Annotated in this window: 26 protein-coding genes and 1 tRNA gene; 13 read left to right on the forward strand and 14 right to left on the reverse strand. The window is 34.5% G+C overall.

What is annotated here, in order from left to right:
- Positions 1 to 495: 495 nt before the first annotated feature.
- The 4 genes from AC4FQX_RS06940 to AC4FQX_RS06955 all read left to right on the forward strand — a co-directional run bounded on the left by AC4FQX_RS06940 (position 496) and on the right by AC4FQX_RS06955 (position 3,117).
- Positions 496 to 1,266, forward strand: coding sequence for a LytR/AlgR family response regulator transcription factor (locus AC4FQX_RS06940; RefSeq protein ID WP_491166955.1), 771 nt, complete (start codon positions 496 to 498; stop codon positions 1,264 to 1,266).
- A 203-nt stretch (positions 1,267 to 1,469) separates the two neighbouring features.
- Positions 1,470 to 1,697: a hypothetical protein gene (locus AC4FQX_RS06945; RefSeq protein WP_491166956.1), complete on the forward strand. Its 228-nt coding sequence runs from the start codon at positions 1,470 to 1,472 to the stop codon at positions 1,695 to 1,697.
- Between the two features lie 334 nt (positions 1,698 to 2,031).
- Positions 2,032 to 2,691 carry a response regulator gene (locus tag AC4FQX_RS06950; protein WP_491166957.1) on the forward strand — a complete coding sequence of 220 codons (660 nt, stop codon included), beginning with the start codon at positions 2,032 to 2,034 and terminating at the stop codon, positions 2,689 to 2,691.
- Positions 2,692 to 2,889: 198 nt separating this feature from the next.
- Positions 2,890 to 3,117: a helix-turn-helix domain-containing protein gene (locus AC4FQX_RS06955; RefSeq protein ID WP_491166958.1), complete on the forward strand. Its 228-nt coding sequence runs from the start codon at positions 2,890 to 2,892 to the stop codon at positions 3,115 to 3,117.
- Between the two features lie 143 nt (positions 3,118 to 3,260).
- Here AC4FQX_RS06955 and AC4FQX_RS06960 read toward each other — a convergent pair whose 3' ends face one another.
- From AC4FQX_RS06960 to AC4FQX_RS06985, 6 genes are all read right to left on the reverse strand, one after another.
- On the reverse strand, positions 3,261 to 5,423 hold the full coding sequence (locus AC4FQX_RS06960; protein ID WP_491166959.1) for a peptidase domain-containing ABC transporter: 2,163 nt from the start codon (positions 5,421 to 5,423) through the stop codon (positions 3,261 to 3,263).
- A 225-nt stretch (positions 5,424 to 5,648) separates the two neighbouring features.
- The gene (locus AC4FQX_RS06965) at positions 5,649 to 6,782 is read right to left on the reverse strand and encodes an HlyD family secretion protein (protein ID WP_491166960.1); all 1,134 of its coding nucleotides are present in this window, start codon (positions 6,780 to 6,782) and stop codon (positions 5,649 to 5,651) included.
- Positions 6,783 to 6,960: 178 nt separating this feature from the next.
- Positions 6,961 to 7,626: a DUF2461 domain-containing protein gene (locus tag AC4FQX_RS06970; protein ID WP_491166961.1), complete on the reverse strand. Its 666-nt coding sequence runs from the start codon at positions 7,624 to 7,626 to the stop codon at positions 6,961 to 6,963.
- Positions 7,627 to 7,985: 359 nt separating this feature from the next.
- Positions 7,986 to 8,138: a hypothetical protein gene (locus AC4FQX_RS06975; RefSeq protein WP_491166962.1), complete on the reverse strand. Its 153-nt coding sequence runs from the start codon at positions 8,136 to 8,138 to the stop codon at positions 7,986 to 7,988.
- Between the two features lie 317 nt (positions 8,139 to 8,455).
- Positions 8,456 to 8,602 (reverse strand): class IIb bacteriocin, lactobin A/cerein 7B family, encoded by a 147-nt coding sequence (locus AC4FQX_RS06980; protein ID WP_491166963.1) that lies wholly within the window; start codon positions 8,600 to 8,602, stop codon positions 8,456 to 8,458.
- 10 nt (positions 8,603 to 8,612) lie between these two features.
- On the reverse strand, positions 8,613 to 8,747 hold the full coding sequence (locus AC4FQX_RS06985; protein ID WP_491166964.1) for a class IIb bacteriocin, lactobin A/cerein 7B family: 135 nt from the start codon (positions 8,745 to 8,747) through the stop codon (positions 8,613 to 8,615).
- 300 nt (positions 8,748 to 9,047) lie between these two features.
- Between AC4FQX_RS06985 and AC4FQX_RS06990 the strand changes: the two genes are divergently transcribed.
- The 3 genes from AC4FQX_RS06990 to AC4FQX_RS07000 are packed head-to-tail and all read left to right on the forward strand — an operon-like array spanning position 9,048 to position 13,809.
- Positions 9,048 to 11,066, forward strand: coding sequence for a tetratricopeptide repeat-containing sensor histidine kinase (locus AC4FQX_RS06990; protein WP_491166965.1), 2,019 nt, complete (start codon positions 9,048 to 9,050; stop codon positions 11,064 to 11,066).
- Positions 11,067 to 11,104: 38 nt separating this feature from the next.
- A complete protein-coding gene (locus AC4FQX_RS06995; protein ID WP_491166966.1) occupies positions 11,105 to 13,129 on the forward strand; it encodes a tetratricopeptide repeat-containing sensor histidine kinase in 2,025 nt (674 codons plus the stop codon).
- 8 nt (positions 13,130 to 13,137) lie between these two features.
- Positions 13,138 to 13,809, forward strand: coding sequence for a response regulator (locus tag AC4FQX_RS07000; protein ID WP_491166967.1), 672 nt, complete (start codon positions 13,138 to 13,140; stop codon positions 13,807 to 13,809).
- 373 nt (positions 13,810 to 14,182) lie between these two features.
- On the opposite strand, the gene thiL is transcribed toward AC4FQX_RS07000, so the two are convergent.
- Together thiL and lepA are read right to left on the reverse strand one after the other, a co-directional pair.
- On the reverse strand, positions 14,183 to 15,226 hold the full coding sequence (thiL, locus tag AC4FQX_RS07005; RefSeq protein ID WP_491166968.1) for a thiamine-phosphate kinase: 1,044 nt from the start codon (positions 15,224 to 15,226) through the stop codon (positions 14,183 to 14,185).
- A 209-nt stretch (positions 15,227 to 15,435) separates the two neighbouring features.
- Positions 15,436 to 17,232 (reverse strand): translation elongation factor 4, encoded by a 1,797-nt coding sequence (gene lepA / locus AC4FQX_RS07010; RefSeq protein ID WP_491166969.1) that lies wholly within the window; start codon positions 17,230 to 17,232, stop codon positions 15,436 to 15,438.
- 377 nt (positions 17,233 to 17,609) lie between these two features.
- Here lepA and dusB point away from each other — a divergent pair, with 377 nt between their 5' ends.
- A complete protein-coding gene (dusB, locus tag AC4FQX_RS07015) occupies positions 17,610 to 18,602 on the forward strand; it encodes a tRNA dihydrouridine synthase DusB (RefSeq protein WP_491166970.1) in 993 nt (330 codons plus the stop codon).
- Positions 18,603 to 18,808: 206 nt separating this feature from the next.
- On the opposite strand, the gene AC4FQX_RS07020 is transcribed toward dusB, so the two are convergent.
- Together AC4FQX_RS07020 and rbfA are read right to left on the reverse strand one after the other, a co-directional pair.
- On the reverse strand, positions 18,809 to 20,011 hold the full coding sequence (locus AC4FQX_RS07020) for an ABC transporter permease (protein ID WP_491166971.1): 1,203 nt from the start codon (positions 20,009 to 20,011) through the stop codon (positions 18,809 to 18,811).
- The gene (rbfA, locus tag AC4FQX_RS07025) at positions 20,012 to 20,404 is read right to left on the reverse strand and encodes a 30S ribosome-binding factor RbfA (protein ID WP_491166972.1); all 393 of its coding nucleotides are present in this window, start codon (positions 20,402 to 20,404) and stop codon (positions 20,012 to 20,014) included. It lies immediately after the preceding gene.
- Between the two features lie 260 nt (positions 20,405 to 20,664).
- On the opposite strand from rbfA, the gene mce reads away from it, so the two are divergent.
- From mce to AC4FQX_RS07040, 3 genes are all read left to right on the forward strand, one after another.
- Positions 20,665 to 21,066, forward strand: a complete 402-nt coding sequence (gene mce, locus AC4FQX_RS07030; protein WP_491166973.1) for a methylmalonyl-CoA epimerase — start codon at positions 20,665 to 20,667, stop codon at positions 21,064 to 21,066.
- A 151-nt stretch (positions 21,067 to 21,217) separates the two neighbouring features.
- Positions 21,218 to 21,291 (forward strand) — tRNA-Ile (locus tag AC4FQX_RS07035).
- A gap of 237 nt (positions 21,292 to 21,528) precedes the next feature.
- Positions 21,529 to 22,383 carry an EamA family transporter gene (locus AC4FQX_RS07040; RefSeq protein ID WP_491167152.1) on the forward strand — a complete coding sequence of 285 codons (855 nt, stop codon included), beginning with the start codon at positions 21,529 to 21,531 and terminating at the stop codon, positions 22,381 to 22,383.
- 69 nt (positions 22,384 to 22,452) lie between these two features.
- Here the strand turns inward: AC4FQX_RS07040 and AC4FQX_RS07045 are convergent, their stop codons facing one another.
- From AC4FQX_RS07045 to AC4FQX_RS07055, 3 genes are read right to left on the reverse strand one after another with little or no spacing between them, the layout of a single operon-like run.
- On the reverse strand, positions 22,453 to 23,220 hold the full coding sequence (locus AC4FQX_RS07045; protein WP_491166974.1) for an SDR family NAD(P)-dependent oxidoreductase: 768 nt from the start codon (positions 23,218 to 23,220) through the stop codon (positions 22,453 to 22,455).
- A gap of 31 nt (positions 23,221 to 23,251) precedes the next feature.
- The gene (locus AC4FQX_RS07050) at positions 23,252 to 23,719 is read right to left on the reverse strand and encodes a nuclear transport factor 2 family protein (protein ID WP_491166975.1); all 468 of its coding nucleotides are present in this window, start codon (positions 23,717 to 23,719) and stop codon (positions 23,252 to 23,254) included.
- A complete protein-coding gene (locus AC4FQX_RS07055) occupies positions 23,709 to 24,341 on the reverse strand; it encodes a hypothetical protein (protein WP_491166976.1) in 633 nt (210 codons plus the stop codon). The genes AC4FQX_RS07050 and AC4FQX_RS07055 overlap by 11 nt, the downstream gene beginning before the upstream one ends.
- A 106-nt stretch (positions 24,342 to 24,447) precedes the next feature.
- Between AC4FQX_RS07055 and AC4FQX_RS07060 the strand changes: the two genes are divergently transcribed.
- Positions 24,448 to 24,777: a MerR family transcriptional regulator gene (locus AC4FQX_RS07060; RefSeq protein ID WP_491166977.1), complete on the forward strand. Its 330-nt coding sequence runs from the start codon at positions 24,448 to 24,450 to the stop codon at positions 24,775 to 24,777.
- An 85-nt stretch (positions 24,778 to 24,862) separates the two neighbouring features.
- Entirely contained in the window at positions 24,863 to 25,162 is a 300-nt protein-coding gene (locus AC4FQX_RS07065; RefSeq protein ID WP_491166978.1) for a hypothetical protein, read from the forward strand.
- Positions 25,163 to 25,199: 37 nt separating this feature from the next.
- Here the strand turns inward: AC4FQX_RS07065 and AC4FQX_RS07070 are convergent, their stop codons facing one another.
- Positions 25,200 to 25,796 (reverse strand): riboflavin synthase, encoded by a 597-nt coding sequence (locus AC4FQX_RS07070; protein ID WP_491166979.1) that lies wholly within the window; start codon positions 25,794 to 25,796, stop codon positions 25,200 to 25,202.
- Between the last annotated feature and the right edge of the window lie 45 nt (positions 25,797 to 25,841).

A 25,841-nucleotide genomic window follows, 5' to 3' on the forward strand; every position in this document is an offset into this window, starting at 1 on the left:
AACCTAACCGGTACTATATATATATTATAGCTTTATAGAATTCCCTTTATGGCAGATGTTATAAAGGGAATTTTTTATTGTACAGATTTAATAAAGATAAATTTATATATAGCAAAGCAGGAGAAGATTCTCTTCGGAGATGAGATCTATACTTGTTTTCATTCGGAAAAGAGCTGTAAATTATACTATTAGGTAAATGATTGTATTTTAAAAAAGTCTGTAAAAGATATTTTTCCTTTGTAAATTTGTAAAAAGAGAAAAAAATACCAGATAAAAGATTTATTTACTAATAAGTATCACCCCCTGTTTTACCAGCTTTAAAAGAAGAAGAACAGGCGATCTGTTGGTTAAATAACAAAAAAAGAGGACATTCATTACAAGGTCTTCTTTTTTTACTTTGATTTATTGAAAGCGTTGTAATTATAAGGGTTTCAGCCGATTTCAGCCAGAATATTATCTTTGATTTTTAATCTAATTATTTGTTATTTACAGTTTATGAAATACCCTTATATCATTATAGATAATGACGTTATAACCAGTAGGGAAATAAAATCTATATTAGGTGATTTCACAAATTTTTTATATGTTGGAACGTCAAATAATTATGATGACGGACTAAATCTGATTCTGGAACACAGTCCGGAGCTGGTTTTTTTAGAAGTGGAATCTGTTATTAAAGAAGAGGGTAAACCCTTTGCTCTGATACAGGAACTATCCGTTTATCTTAATATCCTGCCTAAGTTTGTTCTGGTTACCTCCGGTAAACAGTGGGCTTATGAAGCTATCCGGAATCAGGTATATGATTATTTGTTGAAACCGCTGGATGCAAGTAATTTAAGAAAAATAATTCTACGTTTTGAAGAGGAGTTAAGGGTTCGTTATAGTAAAGAAAACTGCGTTTCAAAGTCCAGATTCAAGATCGGAAAAAACCAGATACTTTGTTTAAAATCCTATGGTGACTACCGATTTATAGAAACCAAAAAGATCTTATATCTGAAAGCAGATAATAGTTCGACTGATATTATCCTGAAAGGAGATATCACGGTAACAGCCTTTAAGACCCTAAAATATTTTGAAAATACACTCCCTATACAGTTTGTCAGAATTCACAACAGTTATATTATTAACAGTTCTCGTATTTCCAGAATACAGTTTGCCGTTTCTCTCTGTTTTATAAAGAATACCAGTATCAGAATCCCTTTTTCCAGAACCTATAAAAAGAATATTTATCTTATTATACAGCGTATTTCCAGTCTTGATTATTAATACATTGTTAAGGACTACTCCCATAGAGCAACAGTATACAAAGCAACGGTACACATCTACAACATTCGCTATAAATTTTGTTACATTTAGATTTTTCTATAGTAGTTTTGTGGTGTGAATACTTCTTTTTCAGTTATTTACAAAAAGAAAAAGAAGTATTCCGTATATAGAAGAACAATAAAAACTCATAAACAAAAACCAGTATGAAAAAAATTACTTTAATTTCGGCAACATTTTTATTTGTATTCCTGTTAAACTCTTGTAGTGCAGATGAAATAGAAGGACAATCTCAAAAAACAGATTTAGAAACGGTAAAACCGGTAACACCAACAGTCCCTAATAATGGAATGTCAACTTATAAGGGAAATGCAGGTTCTGATACAACAGGTTCAGGAAAACAAGATGAAGTAGCAATATTTAAAAATAAATAGTTAAAGAAGCTTGATCTTGAAAACTCGATAAAAATAAGCAGTAATAGGTATTAGTACTGAAAAGATTCATAAAGAACACGAAAAGTGTTAATTTATATATAGAGGGGGGTAAATACTTTTTGCCCTCTTCTTCAGTTTTATTATTTTTAAAGAAACTACCTTTTGATCTTAAAAAAAATATACTCTTCTTTTTTATTCTTTTTTTGTTGTATGATAAGTTATTTTTCCAATAAACAGAAAAACATTTTAGTTTCTGGCACAGTAGAGGACTTTAATATACCTTATTATTCCGGTATAATTTGTACTTTACGCTCTTATAGAAAAATAAGAGCGTATGAAAATGAACCTTTTAATGGTAGATGACCATCCCACTATGATTGATGGCTATAAAAGTGTCCTGCCTTTTAATACTTCCGGTTCCGAAATAGAGATTACAACCGCTTTTACCTGTGAAAAAGCATTTGAGATTATTACCGATAGTAGTACCTATCCATTTTTTGATATGGTTTTTCTGGACAGGAGCATGCCTCCTTTTAAAGCTAAAAATATCAATTCGGGCGAAGATCTGGCGTTATTGGTCAGAAAGTACCGTCCGGACAGTAAAATCATTATGCTGACTTCACATATAGAATCCTTTATTCTGTATGCAATTATAAAGAATATTAATCCGGAAGGACTGTTGGTAAAAAGTGATTTTGACGGCGAAGAGCTGCTGCGTGCTTTTGATGCCGTTCAGAACGGAGCGACCTATCACAGCATAACCGTAAGAGAGAATATACAAAGTATCCTTGCGAACGAGATTCTTCTGGATACGTATAACCGTCAGATCCTTTCGCTGATAGTACAAGGTATACAGACTAAAAATATAGCCGCTCATCTTCCGCTTTCGGTTAGTTCCATAGAAAAACGAAAAGCGCAGATTAAAGATGCCCTTGGTATAAAGGGAAATGATGAGGTTCTGATTCTTCAGGTCAGGGAAATGGGACTTGTTTAGTTGTTGTTATGTGAGATGTTTTTTGTAAAAAGTAAAAAGTTTAAAAGAAGTATAATTCTGTCTTTGCGACACACGTCTTACATTTCACATTTTACAAAAAACATTTCACTTCTTTTAACAAATTCTGCTGAAAACCCGTAATCCTGTTCGGGAATAAAAAATTAGGTTTGTAAGTGAAGAACTTAAATTTTTTTTGTGATGAATCATATAGGAAAAAGAATTAGGATGATTCGGGAAGCAAAATCATTATTACAGGAATATATGGCAGAGGAGCTGGGAATCAGTCAGGCATCATATGCCCGGTTTGAAAATCAGACTACGCGTATAACTGTAGAACGGCTGAACGAGATAGCAAAGATACTGGACACCGATATCGGCGTTTTACTGGGGTTAAAAGAACTGGTAATCGAAGAGAAAGTAAAATAGCTTTTTATTAGTTGATAATTTTTAGTTGATAATTGACAGTTTGTCATACCGGAAACTGAAAACTGATTTGACTTTTAGACTAAAAAAAGTTTCTCGCAAAGTCGCAAAGACGCAAAAGCGTTCTGAATACTGAGAACTGAATACTACATTATAGCAGTCTGTTTGATCCATAATTCATGATATTTTCCTTTTTTGGCATAAAGTTCCTGATGGGAACCCTGTTCGATAATCGTACCGTTTTCCAGTACGATAATAGTATCCGCATTGGCAATAGTACTTAGCCGATGGGCGATTACGATGATGGTTTTTCCATCCGCTTTAAAATCGTCTATTACTTTTTTTACGATTTGTTCCGCATTAGTGTCCAGTGCTGAGGTGGCTTCATCCATTAGCAACAGATCCGGATTTTTATATAGAGCCCTTGCAATGGCGATCCGTTGTTTTTGTCCGCCGGAAAGTAAAGTTCCGTTTTCGCCGATTTGTGTTTCAAAGCTATTTGGCATTTTTTCTACAAATTCGGTGATTCCCAGTTGTCCGGACAGTTCGAGGATTCGCTGTATATCGGGCAGAGTATCTCCCAGAGCAATATTATCGATTACTGTTCCGGAGAATAAACAGACCTGCTGCGGAATAACCCCGATTTTACTGCGCAGATTCTGATAATGAATATGGTTCAGGTCATGATCCCCTATCCGGATTTTTCCTTCCTGTAGCGGATATAAGTTTTGCAGTAAAGCAATTAAAGTTGTTTTTCCACTGCCACTTTCGCCAACTACAGCGGTGGTTTCATTTTTTTTAAAAACAGCATTAAAATCTTTAAATACTTCTGTCCGTGTACCATAACTGAAACAGACGTTTTCAAAAGTAATATCTCCTGTATCGCCCTGTTGCAGGGTAATCTTATTGGTGGTCTTTTCCCGTTCCAGATCCATGATTTCAAAAAGACGGTCCGCAGCGATCAGTGCATTCTGAATCGTTTTGTTCATCGTGATTAGAGAAGCGGCAGGTGAAGTAAAATAACCGATCAGTGCATAGAATGAGAATAGCTCTCCCGGAGTGATCTCCTGATCGATCACATAACCCGAACCGATCCACAGCAGGATTACCGTAAACAGAGATGCTAGAAACTGAGTGGAGACTCCTGAAAAAATACTGTTCCTGCCGGAGGTATAGGTTGAAAAAAGCAGTTTTACAAACCGATTTTCTGTTTTCAGATTAGAGAAATCTTCTATTCCAAACTCCTTGATTGTACGGGCATTATGAATTGATTCTACCAGCTGGGTTTCCAGATCAGCTGCATTTTCCATAATACGGCGTTCCGTTCTTTTGTTCAGATAATTAATAATCAGATAAACAGCAGTATAGAGCGGCAGTACCAGAAGGATAATCAGTGCCAGTTTCCAGTAATAGGTAAACATCAGAGCAAACGAAAAGACAACAATAAAGATATTAACGATCATATCAATGGCAGTTTCATTAATAAATGCCCTTATTTTTACCGCATCATTAATTCTGGAAGTAATCTCACCCACCTGCATCGTATCAAAAAAACGCTGTGGAAGTCGAAGCAGATGTTTATAATAACCCAGAATAAGTCGGGCATCGATAAGCTGTCCGGTTTTCAGAATAAAGATGCTTTTTTTAGAGCCGATATAAGACTGTAATAGAATAATCCCAATCATGATACAGCTTAGCAGATTCAGCAGTTTTCGATTACCGCTCACCAGCACATAATCGGTTATTTTCTGTACATAAATCGATATTGCAAGTCCCAGTAGTGTAAAGATCACTGCACCGAAAAGGCACTGCATCAGGATTGTTTTATGCGGTTGTATCAGATCCCAGAAGCGTCTAATTGGTGAGACCCGCTCATTATAGGTTTTAAAAGCATCATTTTTAGCAAAAAGAATCAGTACACCGGTCCAAATTTTCAGAAATTCTTCAATAGAGTAGGTTACCATTTTCCCGTAACCGGGGTCCATTGCCTCTATGGTTCCGCCGTTTTTAGAACGGGTTACCTTATAAATAACGATATAATGGTGCAGTTCGCCCTTTACAATAACATGTGCAATGGCGGGAAGTGGAATCATATCGATAGCATCCGGACCTCCTTTTACACCTTTGGCACTAAAGCCCATCTGTTCCGCACCCTGAATAATTCCCAGAACATTAGTCCCTCTTTTATCTGTTCCGGAAAATTGTCGGATTCTTGCAATCGGCAGTTTTACATTATAGTAATTCCCAATAGATGCCAGACACGCCGCTCCACAATCCCGGATATCATGTTGTTTTATTTTGATGCTCATTTTTTTTAGTTAATAGTTGATAGTTTTTGTGAGAGGTGAAATGTTTTTTATAGTTCTGCAGATGACAGTATTGCTTTGAAAACTGAGTACTGGAACTGAGTACTCTACATCTTTTTTCTTGACTCTTTCTTCTGACTTTAAAGCTTTTGATTAATTTCTTTTTCTATACTAATTCTGATGTTAGATATTCGACTTCAATAACTATCAACTATCAATTGTAAACTATCAATTAATTATAGGGTTCAGCCAGTTATCCACTTTATCAAACAGGAGGTCAAACAGACTTCTTCTGGTAATATAAAAACGGGAGGTCAGTGTCATTCCTTTTGAGATCGAAGCTTTATAACCGTTTTTCAGTTGCAGGTTGATGGTGTCTATGGTACATTTTACTTTAAAAAAAGACTGATCTTCCTGAACGGTAATATTATGATCAATTTCGATTACCTTTCCTGTAAGAAGTCCCCATTGATTATAATTAAAGGCATCAATCTGAAAGTTTACAGTCTGATCTGGTTGTATCAGACCGATATCCGAAGCAGATACATAATTCTCTACGATTAGCCGATCCGAAGGGGACAACATCGCAAGCGTCTGGGAAGCCGAAACAGAAGAACCCGGTTGTATGCCGACAGCACTTTCGATCGTGCCGGAAAGAGGCGCGATAACATAATAGTTCTGTTCTTCGACTTCGATCTTCTGAATAGCCCCTTTCAGATTTTTCATTTTTTCTTCCAGTTCTCTTTTTTGATTTTCCCAGCTGGAGAACTGCTGTTTGTCAAAAGAATTCAGAGCTTGTTGTGCTGACTGTAGCTCAAACAGGTATTTCTCATATTCCTGTTTTGCAATAACCCCTTTTTCATATAACGGCTGATAACGGTTATGGCTGATTGTAGCCTGTGTGATCTTACTTTGAAGTTCCGTTCGCCGGGTCTGATAGCTGAAAAAATCTTCCTGAACCGTTCGGGTTATGAATCCTTTGCTGTGTTTATTAACCAGTAACGTTACGTCTTCCAGTATTGCTGCCATATCTTCCGAAAGAGTCTGATTTATAGCTTTTTCAGTCTGTAAACGTTCCGTTTCGATGATTAGCAGCGTATCACCCTTAGTGACTTGTTGGTTATTATAAAGTGATGTCCGAATCACTTTACCGTTTACAAGAGAAAGAACAGGAACCGCATCGGCAGTACTTCGGATCATACCGCGACTCTGACTGCTGATGTCGATTTTTATAACCGGAAGCAGCATAACAGAAAGCAGTACAGTCAGTATAACTGCGAGATAGATTGAAAAAGGATTAATTCGGTTTCGGGCAATTAAATTCTCAACATTATTTTCTAAATCATTACCTAGAGTGATCATAGCAGTAGTTTATATTATTCAGAAAACCACAGTTGTATAACCCGTAATTTCCTTTTACAATAATACAGGGAAACCGATATAAACCTTATTCAAAAATCGTATAATGTGCATTTAGTTGAAAGTCCTGTCATCCCGTTACATCTTACATTTCACATAAAACATTTTACAAAATTCTCAACTAATATAAAGATTCTCCGTTTAGATTTGTAGACAATACATCACTCATATAATCAAAAAACGGACGCATAGCGTTGAAAGTGTTCAGTACTTCTTTTTTAAAATCAGGGCTTAGCACTTCCTTATCCGACAGGTCTCGGGTAATTAGAAATTGTTTTTTTCGGATCAGGTCTATAGCGGGATGGTTTTTGTCAAAACCTTTGGGAGCAGTTTTTAATTCATCTCCTTTTAGTTCTCCAAAATATTTTTTAAAAAGAGGATTGGCAATAATCTCACGGATTTCAGTAGCATCGATTTCAAATTCTTTGCGAATTCGGTTGAGATCCGCACCATTCGGTTCCCAGAAACCACCACCGATAAAACTGGCTCCCGATTCGATCTGCAGATAATAGCCACCTCTCAGTAAAGGTTTAGTACGGGTAAATCCACCACTGAAGTGGCTCTTATAAGGTGTTTTATCCTTAGAAAAACGAACATCCCGGTAAATTCTGTAGAGACGGAATTTTTCGATACTGTCCTGTTGGTTCAGTCCCTGTTCGATTTCCTGAAAGAATGATTTTACTGCTTTTTCCTGTTCCTGAAAACGTTTCTTGTTCTCAGTAAACCAGTCCCGGTTATTATTTTTCTTTAGCTCCAGAAGAAAATCAAGCGCTGCCTTTGTAATCATTTTTTATTTTAAAAATACGAAAAAAGAAGATAGAACCAAGAGTCAAGAAAAAAGAATTTGTGATATAATGGTAAGAAAGATATAAAGTATTCCGTTTTCGGTATTCCGTCACAGGACGGAATATTCAAAAAACTTTGCGAACCTTGCGTAAGTCTTTGCGTTCTTTGCGGTTAAATCACCGGTTCTGCAAAAAACGACCAACTACTCCACGTTTTAAGGTCTGGCTAATGTTGCTCCCAGTTCTTGTCCTTTTTCAAAGAAATAAGCTGAAAGAATTAATGATATTGCAAATAGAAATAAAATAAGTCTAACAGTTTATTGTTTTGTTATAACTATTATTTTTATTGAAGATTAATAAATTAATTAAAAGCATGAAATAATGTAGCGCCTAGATCAGTTCCTATACACCATGTGATAACCAAAGCTATAATTATAGACATTGTTATATAAGAAAGATGATGTGTTTGCTTTTTCTTCATAGTTGTAATGTTATTGAGCGAATACTCTGCCATAATAAAATCCTATTCTAAATAGAACAAATCCAATTGTTGTGGCAAAAAGGACAACGAGTATTACATTTTCTTTATTTTTAAAATATTCTTTTATTCTCATGATAAAGTTATTTCATTGTTAGATTTTAAAAGAGATGGTATTATAAGAATACCATCTCTTTTGTTTTAAAATGAAAGAATAAAAAAAACTCTTTAATGAAGAAAATGTAGAAGAGCTTCTCCAACAGCCTCTCCAATCAAATATGAAAATATAATAATTATCATTGTGTATAGTAATATCTCTCCAGTTCTTGAAATAGTTTTTTTCATGATTTCAATTATTTATTATAGTGTCTAAGACCTTCTCCAACTGCTTCTCCTGCAACATAAGCTGCACCAATAAGAGCAATAGCAATTAGTATGAATCCTCCATTAGTATTATTCATTTCTTCAAATGATAATTCTTTTAAGTTACAATTTTTCATAATATTAGTTTTATCTGTTATAAGCATTGTATACACCTAATCCAAATGCCCATGCCATTGGGTTTGCTGCTAATGCTAAAATTACTGGAAAAATTCCTCCCTCAATTTCTCTTACTTCGACAGTCGTAAGCTCTTCTAAATTCATTTTTTCTAAATTCATAATAAAAAGTTTTTAAAATTAATAATTAATATGTGTTTGCAAACCACATTACAATATTAAGTATGAATTTGTAAAAACCTTATACATTTTTCGTATAATATATAATTTTATAAACGTATTCATTTTTTGTATATATTCCAAATACTTTTTTAAAATAATTAAAATCAGGGGAGCAGTAAAGAAAATTAAAATTGGAAGAACAAATTACTTTAGGACTGATTTATTTTATGTATTTTTATTTTTGTGCCTTATTGAATACCTTTAAATCATTAACCTTTGTCTGTTTTGAGAAAAATAATTTACTTTTTTATTTTGGGTCTGGTTACACTAAGTTGTAATCCTGAAAAGGAGAAAACAAATGTGAGTTCCGGTTTGTCCGATAGTTTAGACTTCTATTTTAAAAAAGCAAATGATAAAACGCTTTCTCAGCAACAGCGATTGTTATTTAACAAAAAAGCCGAAGTGATTGTATTACAAAATAAAAAAGATTCACTTTATCTAAAAAATCTTTTTAAAGTAGCCAATCGTTACTATAATATAAAGGAGATGGAAGACTATAAAAAGATTTCCGGAATAATAGAACAGAAAGCTTTTCGTATAAAAGACAGTGTTAATCTAGCAAAAGCATATAGTTATCTGGGAGATTATTTTAGTAATGAATTGACTAGTGATAGTGCTTATTTTTACTATTTTAAAGCAGAAAAACTTTATATAGGTTTAAAAGATAGAGAGAGTATAGGCAGAATGCATTTAAATAAAGCTTATGTTCAATATAATGAAGGAGATTTTCAGGGATGTGAAATATCCATTTTTAAAGCGTTAGAGCGTTTTCGAGAGAGTGATAAAAGCATGCTTTATGGAGCTTATAATACTTTAGGGAATGTATTTAATGAGTTAAATGAGTTTGATAAAGCAATTGAATATCATAATAAAGCTTTAGCGGTTTTAGATAAGATTACTATAAATGGTACTTTTCAATCTAAAGCAACTTCTTTAAATAATTTAGGTTTAGTATATCAGGATAATAGTAAAAATAAGGAAGCTATTGTCTATTTTAAAAAAGGATTAAGAGAAAAAAATTTATCTAAAGAAAAACCGATTATATATGCTATGCTATTGGATAATTTAGCGTATTCTCAATTACAGTTAAAAGATTATTCCCAATTGCCGGATCTATTTTATAAAGCATTACATATTAGAGATAGTTTACAAGTTATTCCAGGAATTGTAATTAATAAACTACACTTATCAGAATACTATCAGGATCAGAACGATACGATAAAAGCAGTACAGTTTGCACAGGAAGCCTATGATGTTGCCGTAACAAAAGGAATAGATACCAGAGATATTTTACGTTCTTTAAAACAGTTAGCAGTTGTGAATCCCGTTAAGGGAGCTATGTATTCTAAAGAATATATTACTATATCCGACAGTTTACAGCAGGCAGAGCGAAAGATCCGTAATAAACTGGGGCGTATCGCTTTTGAAACAGATGAATTGGTAATTCAGAAAGACAGACTGGCGGAGCAGAACCGAAATATCATGATCTGGTCTGGAATTCTGATCTTTATCGGGATGTTGCTGTTTGTAATCCGTTATCAGCGTTCCAGAAACAAGGAGCTAAAACTAAAGGAAGCACAACAGCAGGCAAATGAGGAAATCTACAGTTTACTGCTTTCACAACAGGATAAAATAGAAGAGGTAAGACAATCCGAGAAAAAACGTATTGCACAGGAACTACATGACGGTATTATGAATAAACTAGCCGGTACACGAATGAAATTATATGTACTGAACAAAAGAACCGATACGGAAACGATACAAAAATGCCTGACTTATATTAAGGAGATTCAGAATATCGAAAAAGAGATTCGAACCATTGCACATGATCTGGATCATGTGGCGTTTTCCGGAAAAAGTGATTTTAAAAACCTGCTGATGACATTGGTAAAAGAACAAAAAGAAGTTTCGGAGGTTCATTATCTGTTAACTATAGACTCTGTTATAGTATGGGATACCATAAAAAACAATATAAAAATACATTTGTATCGTATTATGCAGGAAGTTTTACAAAATATATATAAATATGCTCAGGCTGAAAAGGTAATAATTAGTATTTTTAAAATAGAGAATCAGCTTGAAGTACGAATTACGGATGATGGTATCGGATTTGATACAAAACAGGAACGCAACGGAATGGGTCTAAAGAGTATAAAAAACAGAATAGAGGCTCTTTATGGTGCAGTAGAGATAACTTCCGGTATAGAGAAAGGGACTTCTATATGTTTTAGTATTCCATTATAGGTTGTGCTGTTTTTTAAACTATAAAAATAATATCTGTTTTGAGAAAAATAATTTACTTTTTTATTTTGGGTCTGATCACGCTAAGTTGTAATCCTGAAAAGGAGAAAACGAATGGGAACTCCGGTTTGTCCGATAGTTTAGACTTCTATTTTAAAAAAGCAAATGACAATTCTATTTCATCAGAACGGCGTTTGCTTTTTACTAAAAAAGCGGAAGCAATTGTATTACAAAATAAAAAAGATTCGCTCTATTTAAAAAATCTTTTTAAAGTGGCAAATCGTTATTATAATATAAAGGAAATGGAAGAGTACAAAAGAACTTCCGGAATAATAGAACAAAAAGCTTTTCAGGCTAAAGACAGTGTTAATTTAGCTATGGCGTATAGTTATTTAGGAGATTATTATAAAAATAAAACCATTAGTGATAGTGCCTACTTCTATTATTTTAGAGCTGAAAAACTATATATAGGATTAAAGGATAGAGAGAGTATAGGCAGAATGCATTTAAATAAAGCTTTTGTTCAAAATAAAGAAGGGGATTATCAGGGATGTGAAATATCAACTTTTAAGGCATTGGAATATTTTCGAGATATTGAAGATAAAGGTGTAATATATGAAGCATATAATTTGTTAGGAGTTGTATTTAATGAATTAAAAGAATATAATAAAGCAATTGAATATCATAATAAAGCTTTAGCGATTTTAGATAAGATTGCTATAAATATTACTTTTCAATCTAAAGCAACCTCTTTAAATAATTTAGGTTTAGTATATCAGGATAATAGTAAGAATAAAGAAGCTATATTTTATTTTAGAAAAGCTTTAGAGGAGAATAATTTATTTAAAGATAAGCCAAATATTTATGCAATGTTATTGGATAATTTAGGGTATTCTAAATTACAGTTAAAAGATTATTCTCAATTGCCGGAACTATTTTATAAAGCGTTACATATTAGAGATAGTTTACAAGATATTCCGGGGATTATAATTAGTAAATTACGTTTATCGGAATACTATCAGAATCAGAATGATATGGTAAAAGCAGTGCGGTTCGCACAGGAAGCCTATGATCTGGCAGAAACAAAAGGAGCAGATGCCCGGGATGTTTTACTTTCTTTAAAACAATTAACAGTTGTGAATCCTGCTAAGGGAGCTGTATATTCTAAGGAATATATTGCTATATCGGATAGTTTACAGCAGGCAGAACGCAAGATCCATAATAAACTGGGGCGTATCGCTTTTGAAACAGATGAATTGGTAATTCAGAAGGATAGACTGGCGGAGCAGAACCGAAATATTATGATCTGGTCCGGAATTCTGATCTTTATCGGGATGTTGCTATTTGTAATTCGTTATCAGCGTTCCAGAAATAAGGAATTGAAATTAAAGGAAGCACAACAACAGGCAAATGAGGAAATTTACAGTTTACTGCTTTCACAACAAGATAAAATAGAAGAAGTAAGGCAATCTGAGAAAAAACGTATTGCACAGGAACTACATGACGGAGTACTGGGACGTTTGTTCGGTACAAGACTAAATCTGGACGGACTTAATAAAAAAGAAGGAGAAACAGCTGTTCAGAACCGGAGTACTTATATTAATGAGTTAAAAAGTATAGAGCAGGATATTCGGGAGATTTCTCATGATCTGAGCAGAGAGAAAGAGATGGTTACGAATAACTTTATTGTCATTGTGCAAAATCTGATAGAGAAACAGGAAAATCTGAGTGGTATAAAAGTGAATCATTCTGTCGATCCGGCAATTCAGTGGGAAATGGTAGAGAATACGGTAAAGATCAATCTGTACCGTATTATTCAGGAGTCGTTCCAGAATATCAATAAGTATGCTCAGGCTAAAAAGGTTATGATTACGGTTCATAAAGTGGACAATATCATTCAGCTGGTCATAGAGGATGACGGTGTTGGTTTTGATACCTATAGAAAGATAAAAGGGATCGGCTTGCAGAATATGCAGTCCAGAGCGCAGAGTATGGGAGGTGTCCTTACTGTAACTTCCGCAAAAGGGAAAGGCACAAAAATTGAGGTACATATAACAGTAAAATAAATAAGGATATGAAAAAAGAACTAAATATTTTAATGGTAGATGATCACCCTTTTATAATTGAAGCATATAAAAATATTCTGGCAGATTATGATTCGGAGCAGTATAATATTAAGATCACAAAAGCAAACAGTTGTCAGACCGGTTATGAGGCGATAACGAATGTATTGGGTAGAGAAGTTTTTGATATTGCGTTTTTTGATATCAGCATGCCTCCTTATGAAGAGAAAAAAATACTTTCCGGTGAAGATCTGGCAATTTTCATACAGGGCAAAATGCCAAAATGTAAAGTAATTCTGCTTACCATGCATACGGAAGCATTAAGGATCAGTAACATTATAAAGAATATTAATCCGATGGGTCTTATTGTGAAAAACGACCTTACGTTTGATGAATTGCGACATGCTTTTCAGAAAATACTGGACGGAGGTCGCTATTACAGTCAGACGGTTATGAATATTGTTTTGACGACCGTTAATAATTCGGTTTCTTTTGATGATTATGATCGACAAATTTTATATCATATTTCTAAAGGAGTAAAAACAAAAGATATTCCTGAGTACGTTTCTTTATCACTCAGCGCAATCGAAAAAAGGAAATTACAGATCAAAGATTTCTTCAAAATTAAGGGTGGTAGCGATGAGGATATCATCCGGGAAGCCCAAAAAAGTGGATTTTTATGAAAAACCCCCTTAAATTACGGTTAAACCGTAATAAATATACGGGATTCACTCAGTATGTTTGTGGTAAAAACGTATCCGACTAATTCGATTATCACCGTATCTTAGCAATGGTATTTGAGACAACAGAAATCAAATTTTATTATTTTTCATTTGATTTCGATTCATTAAAGAAAACTAAGGAAGTTAGTTATATTTTGTTTTCTTTTGATGAGTTAGACTTTTAAACAAGCAGTCAGTAATGGGAAGTCCATATCCTAAATCGACCTAACCAATACCTATTAAGGACTGCTTGTTTTAGTTTTTTTAAATTTGTGCAAAAAAAGCGTTACAACCTAAACTTGTAGCGCTTTTTTAGTTTACAGAAATCAGGAAATTAAGTTAGGGCATTCCAGCCTCTTGCTTTTAGTTGTATTTTTGTATTGGCACGAGTTACCAGATGAGATCCTTCTGACGGAGCAGTCATATGTCCGATAATACTGAAATTCGGATTTCCTTTTATCTTTTCAAAATCACCCATAGGGATTGTAAAGAGCAGTTCGTAATCTTCACCGCCATTAATAGCAACCGTTGTACTGTCAATATTAAATTCTTCGCAGGTACTGATTAGCTGCGGATCCAGTGGTAATTTATCTTCAAACAGATTACATCCCACATTTGACTGTTTGCACAGGTGAAGAATCTCTGAGGATAATCCGTCAGAAATATCAATCATCGAAGTAGGTTGTATTTCCAGTATTTTCAACAATCCACGTACATCTTTCCTTGCTTCTGGTTTCAGCTGACGTTCAATAAGATAGGTGTAATTGTCCAAATCAGGCTGGTTATTCGGGTTCACCTGAAACACCTGTTTTTCACGTTCTAGTACCTGTAATCCCATATAGGCAGCACCAATGTCACCGGTAACAACTAATAAATCATTTTCGTTTGCTCCGCTTCGGTAAACGATTTCTTCTTCATCTGCTTCTCCAATAGCAGTGATGCTAATGATCAGCCCTTTTTGTGAAGAAGTGGTATCACCTCCCACAACATCAACATTATAGATTCGGGATGCCATAGTGATCCCTTCAAAAAGCTCTTCGAGTGCTTCCAGAGGAAAACGATTAGAAACCGCAACAGAAACAGTAATCTGTGTGGGTTTTCCATTCATGGCATAAATATCTGAAAGATTGACTACAACAGCTTTATATCCCAGGTGTTTTAACGGCATATATGCCAGATCAAAGTGAACTCCTTCAATCAGCAGATCAGTAGAAACAAGTGTTTTTTTGTCCTGAAAATCCAGAACCGCTGCATCATCTCCGATTCCTTTGATTGTAGTAGTCTGACTGATCTCGAAATTCTTAGTTAAATGGTCTATTAATCCAAATTCTCCTAATTCGGATATACTGGTACGTTGAGGTGTTTTATCTTCTATCATAGTACAAAAGTAATCACAAAGTTGATTAGTTACAAAGGTTTGTTTTTATTCGATGGTTTGATTTTTGGATAGTTCGATTTTTAGATTATTTGAAGTTGAAGAGGAGTGGTGTTTTTCTTCGAATCATCTAAAAAAGTTCCTAAAAAACCGGATAATCAAGGATCACCCGGTTTCATTTATAATTCAGAATTTAAAATAATTCTTAAATATTAGTCGTTCAGTTTCAGAACTGCCATAAAAGCTTCCTGAGGAATCTCTACGTTACCGATCTGACGCATACGTTTTTTACCTTTTTTCTGTTTTTCCAAAAGTTTACGCTTACGAGAAATATCTCCTCCATAACATTTTGCCGTAACATCTTTACGTAACGCTTTAATAGTTTCTCTGGAAATTACTTTTACTCCAATGGCTGCCTGAATAGGAATATCGAATTGCTGTCTCGGAATCAGCTCTCTTAATTTCTCACACATTTTTTTACCAATGTTGTACGCATTATCTACATGGATTAAAGAAGATAAAGCATCTACTAATTGTGCATTTAAAAGGATATCTACTCTTACCAGATTCGATTCTCTCATTCCGATAGGAGAATAATCGAAAGAAGCATATCCTTTAGAAACGGTTTTTAAACGGTCATAGAAATCGAATACGATCTCAGCTAAAGGCATATCAAAACTAAGTTCAACTCTGTCAGTTGTCAGATAGGTCTGATTGGTAATAAGTCCACGTTTTTCAATACATAAAGACATTACGTTTCCTACATAATCGGATTTTGTAATGATAGTTGCTTTAATAAAAGGCTCTTCTACACGGTCCAGTTTAGAAGGTTCCGGCAGATCCGAAGGGTTATTTACAACCATAGGAGTGTCCGGATTTTTCTTGGTATACGCTAAATAGGAAACGTTAGGAACCGTAGTGATTACAGTCATTTCAAACTCACGCTCCAGACGCTCCTGGATAATTTCCATATGCAACATTCCTAAGAATCCGCAACGGAAACCAAAACCTAAAGCGGCAGAACTTTCGGGTAAGAACACCAGAGAAGCATCGTTCAGCTGAAGTTTTTCCATTGAGTTACGCAATTCTTCATAATCTTCAGTGTCTACAGGATAGATTCCTGCAAAAACCATTGGTTTTACGTTTTCAAAACCGGCAATCATATTCGTTGTAGGTACTTTGGCGTCTGTCAGAGTATCTCCTACTTTTACTTCTTTTGCTTCTTTAATACCGGAGATCAGATATCCTACATCTCCTGTGCTGATCACGGTTTTAGGAACCTGATTTAATTTTAATGTACCAATTTCATCGGCATAATATTCTTTATCGGTAGCCATAAATTTAATTTTCTGACCTTTTTTGATTTCACCGTTTATTACTCTGAAAATCACCTCAATTCCACGGAACGGGTTATAAACAGAGTCAAAGATAAGTGCTTGTAATGGTTCTTCCGGATTTCCTTTTGGAGGTGGAATTCTTTCGATGATTGCTGCGAGAATCGCTTCTACTCCTAAACCGGTTTTTCCACTGGCAGGAATGATGTCGTTTATATCACAGCCTAAAAGGTCTACAATATCATCACTTACTTCTTCTGGATTAGCACTCGGAAGGTCTACTTTATTTAATACCGGAATAATTTCCAGATCATTTTCAAGGGCTAAATATAAATTGGATATTGTTTGTGCCTGAATACTTTGTGCAGCATCAACAATTAACAGAGCACCTTCACAAGCAGCAATAGAGCGAGATACTTCATAAGAGAAATCGACATGACCGGGAGTGTCTATCAGATTCAGAATATATTGTTCACCTTTATAAGTATATTCCATCTGGATAGCATGACTCTTGATCGTGATACCACGTTCACGTTCCAAGTCCATATTGTCAAGCAACTGTGCCTGTTTTTCACGAGCGGTTACTGATCCCGTAGCATCCAGTAATCGGTCGGCAAGTGTACTTTTTCCGTGGTCAATGTGTGCAATAATGCAAAAATTTCTAATATTCTTCATCTTCAGTCTGATATCTGTTTTTATTGGTGCGTGTTTGTTGTCGGATAACAGATTTTTGAAAGTTTCTGACCGCTTCTGAAACTTCAGAAGAACACGCAAAACCATTTTCAATAAATGGGATTAGTGTGCAAATATAATTTAAAGATTTGAATGATGAACATTTGTATTGTAAATCCGTGCATTATAATGATTTTTTGATGGTTATATTTTTTGATTATTGGATAGTTCGATCTAAATAAAAAAAACTTAAAAATCCAGGTTTTGTTTTACAAAAAAGTGGTTTGCGAAGCAATATCAAAAGGTCTGATTATCCAATAATCTAAAAATCTAACCCTCTAACTATCAATTTTTCGTAATTTTGCAGGAAATTAAGGATAATGATTAAGATTGGCAACATAGTATTAGAGGAATTTCCATTGCTGTTAGCACCTATGGAAGATGTGAGTGACCCGCCGTTTCGCAGATTGTGTAAACTGCACGGTGCGGATATGATGTATAGCGAGTTTATCTCATCGGAAGGACTGATTCGTGATGCTATGAAAAGCCGTCAGAAACTGGATATTTTCGATTATGAAAGACCAGTAGGGATTCAGATATTCGGAGGTGATGAGGAGGCGATGGCGTTATCGGCAAAAATTGTGGAAACAGTGCATCCGGATTTGGTAGATATTAATTTTGGTTGTCCGGTGAAGAAAGTGGTTTGTAAGGGAGCCGGAGCCGGAGTGCTAAAAGATATTGATCTAATGATCCGGTTAACGGAAGCGGTAATTAAAAGTACAAGTCTTCCGGTTACTGTAAAAACCCGTCTGGGATGGGATGAAAGCTCTATTAATATTGATGAAGTAGCAGAAAGGTTACAGGATATAGGGGTTCAGGCACTGACAATTCATGCGAGAACTCGTGCGCAGATGTATAAAGGGGAAGCGGACTGGACTCATATTGCGCGTGTAAAAAATAATCCGAGAATAACAATGCCTGTTTTTGGAAACGGAGATATTGATTCGCCGGAGAAAGCGCTGAAATATAAAAATGAATACGGTATTGACGGTATTATGATCGGTCGGGCAGCTATTGGTTATCCATGGATTTTTAATGAGATCAAACATTATTTTAAAACCGGAGAGCTTTTACCGGGACCTACTATACAGGATCGTGTGGAAGCGGCTAGGAACCATTTGAAATGGGCTATTGAGTGGAAAGGTGATCGATTAGGAGTTCTGGAAACGAGAAGACATTATACGAATTATTTTAAAGGAATTCCGAACTTTAAGGAATTCCGCCAGAAATTGGTTTCTAATGATGATGCAGTAGATGTATTTGCTGCTTTGGATACTATCATAGAGAAATACGGGGATTATAAATTTGTATAGAGAATATTCTGTTTCTAGAAGAAAGAGTCAAGAAGAAAGAGTCAAGAGTCAAGAAGAAAGATAAGATGTAAAGTATTTAGTTTCCAGTATTCAGTCACAGTAGCCAAAACAACTTTACGTCTCTACGAGAAATAATCTTTTGTGAACCTTGTGTAAGTCTTTGCGCTCCTTACGGTTAAAAGCTGATTTTCAGAACCTGAAATAATTTATTTTACCAGTCGTTTTGTAATGCTTCCGGCAGCAATTCCGGAGGCGATAAAGCCAAGCACCATAATGGTTGCCAGAACAATAAGTATATTCTCTACAGTGAATTTCACGGGATAGGCAAAAGATGAATTAATCATTACCAGTTCCAGATGTTGTTGTAATAAAATAACGCCTACACCCAGAATAATTCCGACAGCGGAACCGACAAGACATAACAGACTTCCGTGAAAAAGGAATATTTTTCGCAGACTGTTTATTTCTACACCCAGATTGAACAGCGTTTTCAGATTGCCCTTTTTATCCAGTATCATCATGATAATAGCACCTATAAGATTGAATAGTGTAACAATGATCACAAGTGTGAAAATAAGGTAAACCGCAATGTTTTCGGTGTTCAGCATTTTATATAAAGCATCGTTGAGTTGGGCTCTGTTCTTTATATTCAGTTTGTTGTCGAATATGGTATTAATCTGTGTGATTATTTTCTGATCGGAAACACCCGGTTTTAGTTTGAATTCAAGTGCGGTGATCTGATTGGGTTTCATTTCCAGCAGATCTTGTGCCAGTTCCAGATCTGAAAAAACATATTTGGAATCAATAGCTTCTTCTCCTACATTATAAACACCCATAGGTATTAGTGCAGATTTATTAAAAGCATCTTCGGGATTTTCGACTCTGCCTTTTCCCGGTTTTGGAACAAAAACTTCCAGAGGATGATTGAAATCGAATAACCCCATTGATAGTTTTCGGGTAATATTATAACCTGCTACAACCTGATTAGTTTCAGGAGAAAGCCATTCGCCTACAAGGATATTTTTTTGAACCTGATTTACATTGATAAAATTACTGTCGACTCCTTTTAAATAAGCAACTTGCTCCTTACCATTAAACATAAAAAGAACTCTTTCTTCCGCTACTTTGCTGTAAGAGGCAATTCCTTCTATTTTGTTCAGCTTTTTTTGTTGCTGTTCGGTAATACCAAAATTCTTTCCTAATATACTGATCGCTTTCAGATCGGGATCAAATGCATTAGTAAAGGATAAACTGAAATCTTTCAATCCGCTGAATACGGAAAGCACTACAAACAGAGCCATTGCACCTACTATAATTCCTAAAGAAGCAATTCCGGTAATAATGTTGATCGCATTATTTTTACTGAAACTGATAAGATACCTTCTGGCTATGTAAAAAGGGAAGTTCAATTACGATTTTTTGCGTTTTTCTAACAGTTCTCTGTTCTCAATTGGGTTTTCTTTGCTGGCAAGAGCATTGTCGATCTTTTCGATATAATCTAAAGAATCGTCAATGTAAAAACTAAGATTAGGAACTTTACGAAGTTGTAATTTTACTCTTTGTGAAAGATCGTGCTTAATTAGTGGACTGTTTGATTTTACAGCTGCCAGAATTTCTGGTGCTTTATCCTGAGGGAAAACACTTAAGTATACTTTTGCAATAGATAAATCCGTAGTCACACTCACTTTAGAAACAGAGATCACTAAATTACTGATTCCGTTTTTTCTCACTTCTCCCTGAAGTATATCTACAAGATCTTTCTGTAGTACCCCACCTATTTTTTTCTGTCTATTTGTTTCCATGGTGCAAAAATACAATTTTTTAGAGTATAATTAGATTTGAGTAGTGAGATTTGAGTAATGAGAGTAAAAGGATTGTTTGATTATTGGATTTTTAGATGAGGAGAAGTTACAGAGTTGCAAAGATTCAAAGTTACAGAGAATTTAATAATCAAATACCCGAGTTTGGAAAAGTGAACGAACGGAGTAATCGAATAATCTAAGAATCGAACCATCTGAATAAATATTTTCTTTACTTTAGTTCTTTAAAACGAATCATACAGATGAAAAAAATTGAACATATAGGAATTGCAGTAAAGGACCTGAAGGTTTCGAATGCTTTATTTGAAAAGCTTTTTGGAGCGCCTGCATATAAAATGGAATCTGTAGAAAGTGAAGGGGTAAATACTTCTTTTTTTCAGAATGGACCTAATAAGATTGAACTACTGGAAGCTACAAACCCGGAAAGCCCAATTGCAAAATTTATCGAGAAAAAAGGGGAAGGGATTCATCATATTGCTTTTGATGTCGAGGATATTGTAGCAGAAATTGCCCGCTTAAAAGAGGAGGGATTTACAGTATTAAATGAAATACCCAAGAAAGGAGCGGATAACAAACTGGTTGCTTTTTTACATCCAAAAGGTACGAACGGAGTACTGATAGAGTTATGTCAGGAGATCGTTTAGAGTGATATTAGGTTTTTTCTGAGAGAAGATAAGTCTTTAATATTCAGCTTATCGAAATTTCAGCTCTTTTAATTTTGAAAAAAATTAGAATCTAATTCAAAAAATATTTGGACGTTATTGAAAATTATGGTAATATTGCATCCTCTTAACTGGTCCTATAGCTCAGCTGGTTAGAGCACCTGACTCATAATCAGGTGGTCCCTGGTTCGAGCCCAGGTGGGACCACATCAGTTAAAAGTAAAAGCCTTTCAAGTAATTGAAAGGCTTTTTTTGTGGAGATCACCTATGTGTTCTGAACAGCTTTAAGTATTGTACTAAATAATAATATTTACAATGTTTACTCAATAATCTCTCTCTAGTAGTTCAATAACTTCTTTTTTAATTATACTTTTGCTTGTCATTGTTTATGAAATAGCGACTGTTGGTATAGTAATCAGAATTTAAAAAGAGCAGATGTCCATTATTAAAACAAGAAAATCATTACCGGCTATACCGGCTGTTCTTTTATCAATGATAAGTGTTCAGGGAGGTGCTTCGATCGCAAAAAGTCTGTTTCCTGTGTTGGGAGCAGGCGGAACTTCTTCATTAAGAATCGGAATATCAGCAGTTATACTATTTGTTTTTAATCGTCCAAAGTTGTCTAAAATAACTTCTGTTCAGTGGTTGTACTGTCTGGGGTATGGGTTTTGTCTGGCGGTGATGAATCTGGTGTTTTATTATGCGATTAAAAGAATTCCTTTAGGTTTAGGTGTTGCGGTAGAATTTGTGGGACCATTAACTTTAGCTTTATTGAGTTCCAGAAAAATGCTGGATGTTCTTTGGGCTTTTCTTGCCTTTCTGGGGATTATGCTTATTGTTCCCTGGCAGCAAAATAACGGAGTTGACATTTTGGGACTTTCGCTGGCTTTATTAGCGGGTGTTTTCTGGGCTTGTTATATTGTTCTGGGCGGGAAAATATCAAAAATAATGGAAGGAAGAGAAGCGGTAACGGTAGGAATGGTTTTTGCTACTTTATTTATTGTTCCGTTTGGAATTATCAGTGGTGATCTGGACGCTTTGAACTGGCATTTATTGCTAATAGGTTTTGGAGTAGCAGTATTATCCAGCGCTATTCCTTTTACGTTGGATTTTATAGCATTTGGGAAAATATCGTCAAAAACGTTTAGTATATTAATGAGTCTGCATCCTGTTTTTGGCGCTTTATCAGGATTGCTTTTTTTAAATGAGTATTTAACACTGAATCAGTGGCTTTCCGTTTTTTGTATTATCGTAGCAAGTATGGGTGCTACACTCTCTGTAAAAAAACGAAAACCGTAAAGTTTTGAACCGATGAATTTAGTAAGAACAAAAGCTTTTCGTTAATAAAAGGCTTTTGCTCTTAGTGTTTTAATTTGTTGTCAATCCTCCGTCAACTGAAAAAATGCTTCCTGTGATCCATTTTGCTTTCTCTGAAGCTAAATAGAGTGCCATTTCTGCAATATCATCTGCTTCTCCTATTTTCCTCAATGGGTAAATGGTTTGTACCATCTCTGTAAACAGGGTTTGTTTTTCAGTGGAGAGTTGTTTCAGGTTGTGTTTGAGCTGAGGGGTGTTGATGCTTCCCGGAGCGATAGCATTTATTCTGACACCAATCGGTCCAGCTTCAAAAGCAAGAGCTTTTGTAAAAGAATCAAGAGCTCCTTTTGTAAGTGAATAAGCAGTCGAATCTCTTCCGTATAACATTCGATTTGAAAAATAAGATGAAATATTGATTACACTTCCTTTCCTTTGTGATAATGACTGAAATAAATATTGTGTGATAAGATAAGGGGCTTTTATATTCAGATCAAGAATCGTATCTAAAGCTGCTTCATCCATTTTAGAGAAAGAAATAAATTTTCCTATGCCGGCATTATTTACCAGAATATCAATTCCGGGAAATAATTCTAGTATAGAATGCACTACAGATTCTATTTCAGATGATATAGACAGATCTGCTTCCAGTGTTTGAATATCAGTTTTATATATAGATAATTGTTGTTTTGCCTGTTGTAGTTTTTCGTGATTACGAGCGATTAGGATTACATTAGCTCCGTTTTTTGCAAAAATTTTTGCAATAGCAAAACCAATTCCTTCACTGCTACCAGTAATTACAGCATATTTATTTTTTAACATCGTATGTTTTTTAAGTTAAAGTAGTATTGTGTTATCCCCACGGATTTTCTGTGTATTGATGATAAGTTTTTGCTACAATCTTCCAGGTGTTTTCAAATTTTAATAGCAGAAAATAATCAGTGAACAGAAGCTCGTTATCTCTGAATAAGTTTAGCTTTACACAGGCTGTATTTCCAGTTATATCAATAGAAATAAACTCATGTTTCATATTTCGTAATCCTGGTTTTTCATTATTGTTTTCTTTATAATCCTCAATAATTTTTTGCCATTGTAACAGAGGAACTCTTTTTAATTCGGTACTGTCAGAAAAAAGAATGGCAAAATCTTTATGATAGAGTTTAGTCATTCTCTCTGTATGCATTTCATTAAGTGCTCCCTGAATATAGCAGCTTTCTATTAATTTTTTCAGTTTTGTAGCTTCCGTATTTTCATTTTGATTGCATGAAGTCAGACTTAATGTTGCCATGATAATCACGGTTAAATATTTTTTATAATTCATGATTATTTTTTTTACTGGATAACCAGTTGTCATGTAGCCATTTTTCTGTTTTCCGTTGTTGTTTTACAGTATCCCATATAATATCCCTTTCAAAAGTGATAACAGAACTGTCATTAGCGATAATTATCCAAGTATAATCATTATTTGATTTTCGATAACATTTGTATTTCATTCCGGTAATGTTTACCTTCTCGTTATTTACTAAAATTTCTTCATCATGTTGGTCTATCCATTGATTCACAAGATCTTTATCCAGCTGAGGATCCAGTTTTTTTAAAAAAGCTCTTGCCACTTTCTCTGTTTCTTTCTTAGAGAGAAGTCTTGAACTGTTATATTTTGCATCCATAAAAGTGACTCCCAGTATTTTAAAAGGTTTCTCCGTAACTATAAAAGAGAAATGTTCATTCCCTAACCCTGTTCCGGATGCTTTTTCATAACGAAATAAATATGCACTAACATTGTTTGGAGATACAGAATGTAAACTTTTAAAAGAATAGCCTTGGGGTATACCAATTTCTTTCTGAAAGAAAGCCAAAGGTTCTTTCCCCTGCTCTAAATTCATTTTTTGTGCCTGATGATTTGTTGTCATAAGAATTGTAATTAAGATTAAAAATTGCTTCATAGTTTCATTTTTTGTCGATTATATTCTTTTATTGTAACTTACTTACAATTGCAAAACAACAGAATATTTTTTATATTTGCAACAATAATTGTAAATAAATTACAAAGTGGCAAAAAGTGAAGATCTGTCGTTTGATTATGATTTTTTAGATAAACTAATAGTCGGAATAGGAGAGGTAGCTCAGATAACCGGAATTCCAACAAGACAAATTCGGTACTGGGAAGAGAAAGGGATCATTACAAGTCTTACTGAACAAGAATGTAAGAACAGACGATATGACTATAAGAGTATAAAGAAAATGCTCCTTGTCAAAGAGTTACTGGATGAGGGTTATACTCTGGATGCAGCAGCAGAGAAAATAAAAAACAGACTGGTGATGATTGAAGAGACATTGAGAAAATTAAAGAAAGAAACAGGTTCTGATACTGACGAATAATTTGTTCTGTTTTTAAAATTAACATTCTTTTGAAAGAAACCTTACAATTGTATTGTATCTTTAAAGGTATATAAATAAGGATGTTATGAAAAAGATGTATCACTATGCTACTGTATCCAAAGCGTTGAGCGAATTGGAAAAAAAAGGATTTACTATAGATTTTAATCTGTATGAGGAACGCATCAGGAATCATCCGCATGAGTTTAAGATAGAAGAGATTTATCGTTATGAAGGAGAAACTGATCCTGCTGATGAAGCTACAGTTTATGGCGTAAAGTCGTCCACAGGAGAAAAAGGAGTTTATGTAGCCGGTTATGGTGCTTATATGGAAGGAAGTGCCGCAATAATATTACACAATCTGACAATTGTAGATCCTGATGTATAAAAAAAAGACCTCTGATATTCAAAAGTCTTTCTTGTTTTTATGCGTTGCTATTTAAAGAATGCAGTCTTGCAACATATTTACCTATTACATCAAATTCAAGGTTAATTTTTGTGCCGACTTTAAAAGTGTTGAAGTTAGTGTGTTCATAAGTGTAGGGTATAATCGCTACACTAAATTCATTCTTTTTTGAATTAACAACTGTCAGACTTACGCCATTTACTGTAACAGAACCTTTTTCAATAGTAATATTATTTAGTTTCGGATCATATTCAAAAGTGAAGTAATGACTTCCGTTTGCGTCTTCTATTTTTTTACAGATTCCGGTCTGGTCCACATGCCCCTGAACAATATGTCCGTCTAAACGGTCATTTAATTTCATTCCTCTTTCCAGATTGATACTATCTCCGATCTTCCAGTCTGACAGATTTGTTTTCTCAATTGTTTCCCGAATAGCGTCAACCGTGTATTCATTACCATTGATTGCTGTGACAGTCATACATACTCCATTATGAGATATACTTTGATCTATTTTAAGTTCATTAGTTATGGGCGATGATATAGTAATAATAAGATTATCATTTTCTTTCACTATATTTTTGACTGTTCCTGATGTTTCGATGATTCCTGTAAACATTGCTTAATTTTATTTTTGTAAATTTGCAATACAAAATTACCAATA

Source organism: Flavobacterium sp. AK-301, assembly GCF_058310215.1.

What these genes read in the sequence shown, in the direction of transcription:
- AC4FQX_RS07050 (WP_491166975.1), bottom strand. Translation starts at nt 23,719, where the DNA reads ATGAATTATAAAAAATATTTAACCGTGATTATCATGGCAACATTAAGT.
- thiL (WP_491166968.1), bottom strand. Translation starts at nt 15,226, where the DNA reads ATGATAGAAGATAAAACACCTCAACGTACCAGTATATCCGAATTAGGA.
- mce (WP_491166973.1), top strand. Translation starts at nt 20,665, where the DNA reads ATGAAAAAAATTGAACATATAGGAATTGCAGTAAAGGACCTGAAGGTT.
- AC4FQX_RS06960 (WP_491166959.1), bottom strand. Translation starts at nt 5,423, where the DNA reads ATGAGCATCAAAATAAAACAACATGATATCCGGGATTGTGGAGCGGCG.
- AC4FQX_RS06975 (WP_491166962.1), bottom strand. Translation starts at nt 8,138, where the DNA reads ATGGCAGAGTATTCGCTCAATAACATTACAACTATGAAGAAAAAGCAA.
- AC4FQX_RS07000 (WP_491166967.1), top strand. Translation starts at nt 13,138, where the DNA reads ATGAAAAAAGAACTAAATATTTTAATGGTAGATGATCACCCTTTTATA.
- dusB (WP_491166970.1), top strand. Translation starts at nt 17,610, where the DNA reads ATGATTAAGATTGGCAACATAGTATTAGAGGAATTTCCATTGCTGTTA.
- AC4FQX_RS06955 (WP_491166958.1), top strand. Translation starts at nt 2,890, where the DNA reads ATGAATCATATAGGAAAAAGAATTAGGATGATTCGGGAAGCAAAATCA.
- AC4FQX_RS06945 (WP_491166956.1), top strand. Translation starts at nt 1,470, where the DNA reads ATGAAAAAAATTACTTTAATTTCGGCAACATTTTTATTTGTATTCCTG.
- AC4FQX_RS07065 (WP_491166978.1), top strand. Translation starts at nt 24,863, where the DNA reads ATGAAAAAGATGTATCACTATGCTACTGTATCCAAAGCGTTGAGCGAA.
- lepA (WP_491166969.1), bottom strand. Translation starts at nt 17,232, where the DNA reads ATGAAGAATATTAGAAATTTTTGCATTATTGCACACATTGACCACGGA.
- AC4FQX_RS07055 (WP_491166976.1), bottom strand. Translation starts at nt 24,341, where the DNA reads ATGAAGCAATTTTTAATCTTAATTACAATTCTTATGACAACAAATCAT.
- rbfA (WP_491166972.1), bottom strand. Translation starts at nt 20,404, where the DNA reads ATGGAAACAAATAGACAGAAAAAAATAGGTGGGGTACTACAGAAAGAT.
- AC4FQX_RS07045 (WP_491166974.1), bottom strand. Translation starts at nt 23,220, where the DNA reads ATGTTAAAAAATAAATATGCTGTAATTACTGGTAGCAGTGAAGGAATT.
- AC4FQX_RS07070 (WP_491166979.1), bottom strand. Translation starts at nt 25,796, where the DNA reads ATGTTTACAGGAATCATCGAAACATCAGGAACAGTCAAAAATATAGTG.
- AC4FQX_RS06980 (WP_491166963.1), bottom strand. Translation starts at nt 8,602, where the DNA reads ATGAAAAATTGTAACTTAAAAGAATTATCATTTGAAGAAATGAATAAT.
- AC4FQX_RS06940 (WP_491166955.1), top strand. Translation starts at nt 496, where the DNA reads ATGAAATACCCTTATATCATTATAGATAATGACGTTATAACCAGTAGG.
- AC4FQX_RS06965 (WP_491166960.1), bottom strand. Translation starts at nt 6,782, where the DNA reads ATGATCACTCTAGGTAATGATTTAGAAAATAATGTTGAGAATTTAATT.
- AC4FQX_RS06970 (WP_491166961.1), bottom strand. Translation starts at nt 7,626, where the DNA reads ATGATTACAAAGGCAGCGCTTGATTTTCTTCTGGAGCTAAAGAAAAAT.
- AC4FQX_RS06950 (WP_491166957.1), top strand. Translation starts at nt 2,032, where the DNA reads ATGAAAATGAACCTTTTAATGGTAGATGACCATCCCACTATGATTGAT.
- AC4FQX_RS06985 (WP_491166964.1), bottom strand. Translation starts at nt 8,747, where the DNA reads ATGAATTTAGAAGAGCTTACGACTGTCGAAGTAAGAGAAATTGAGGGA.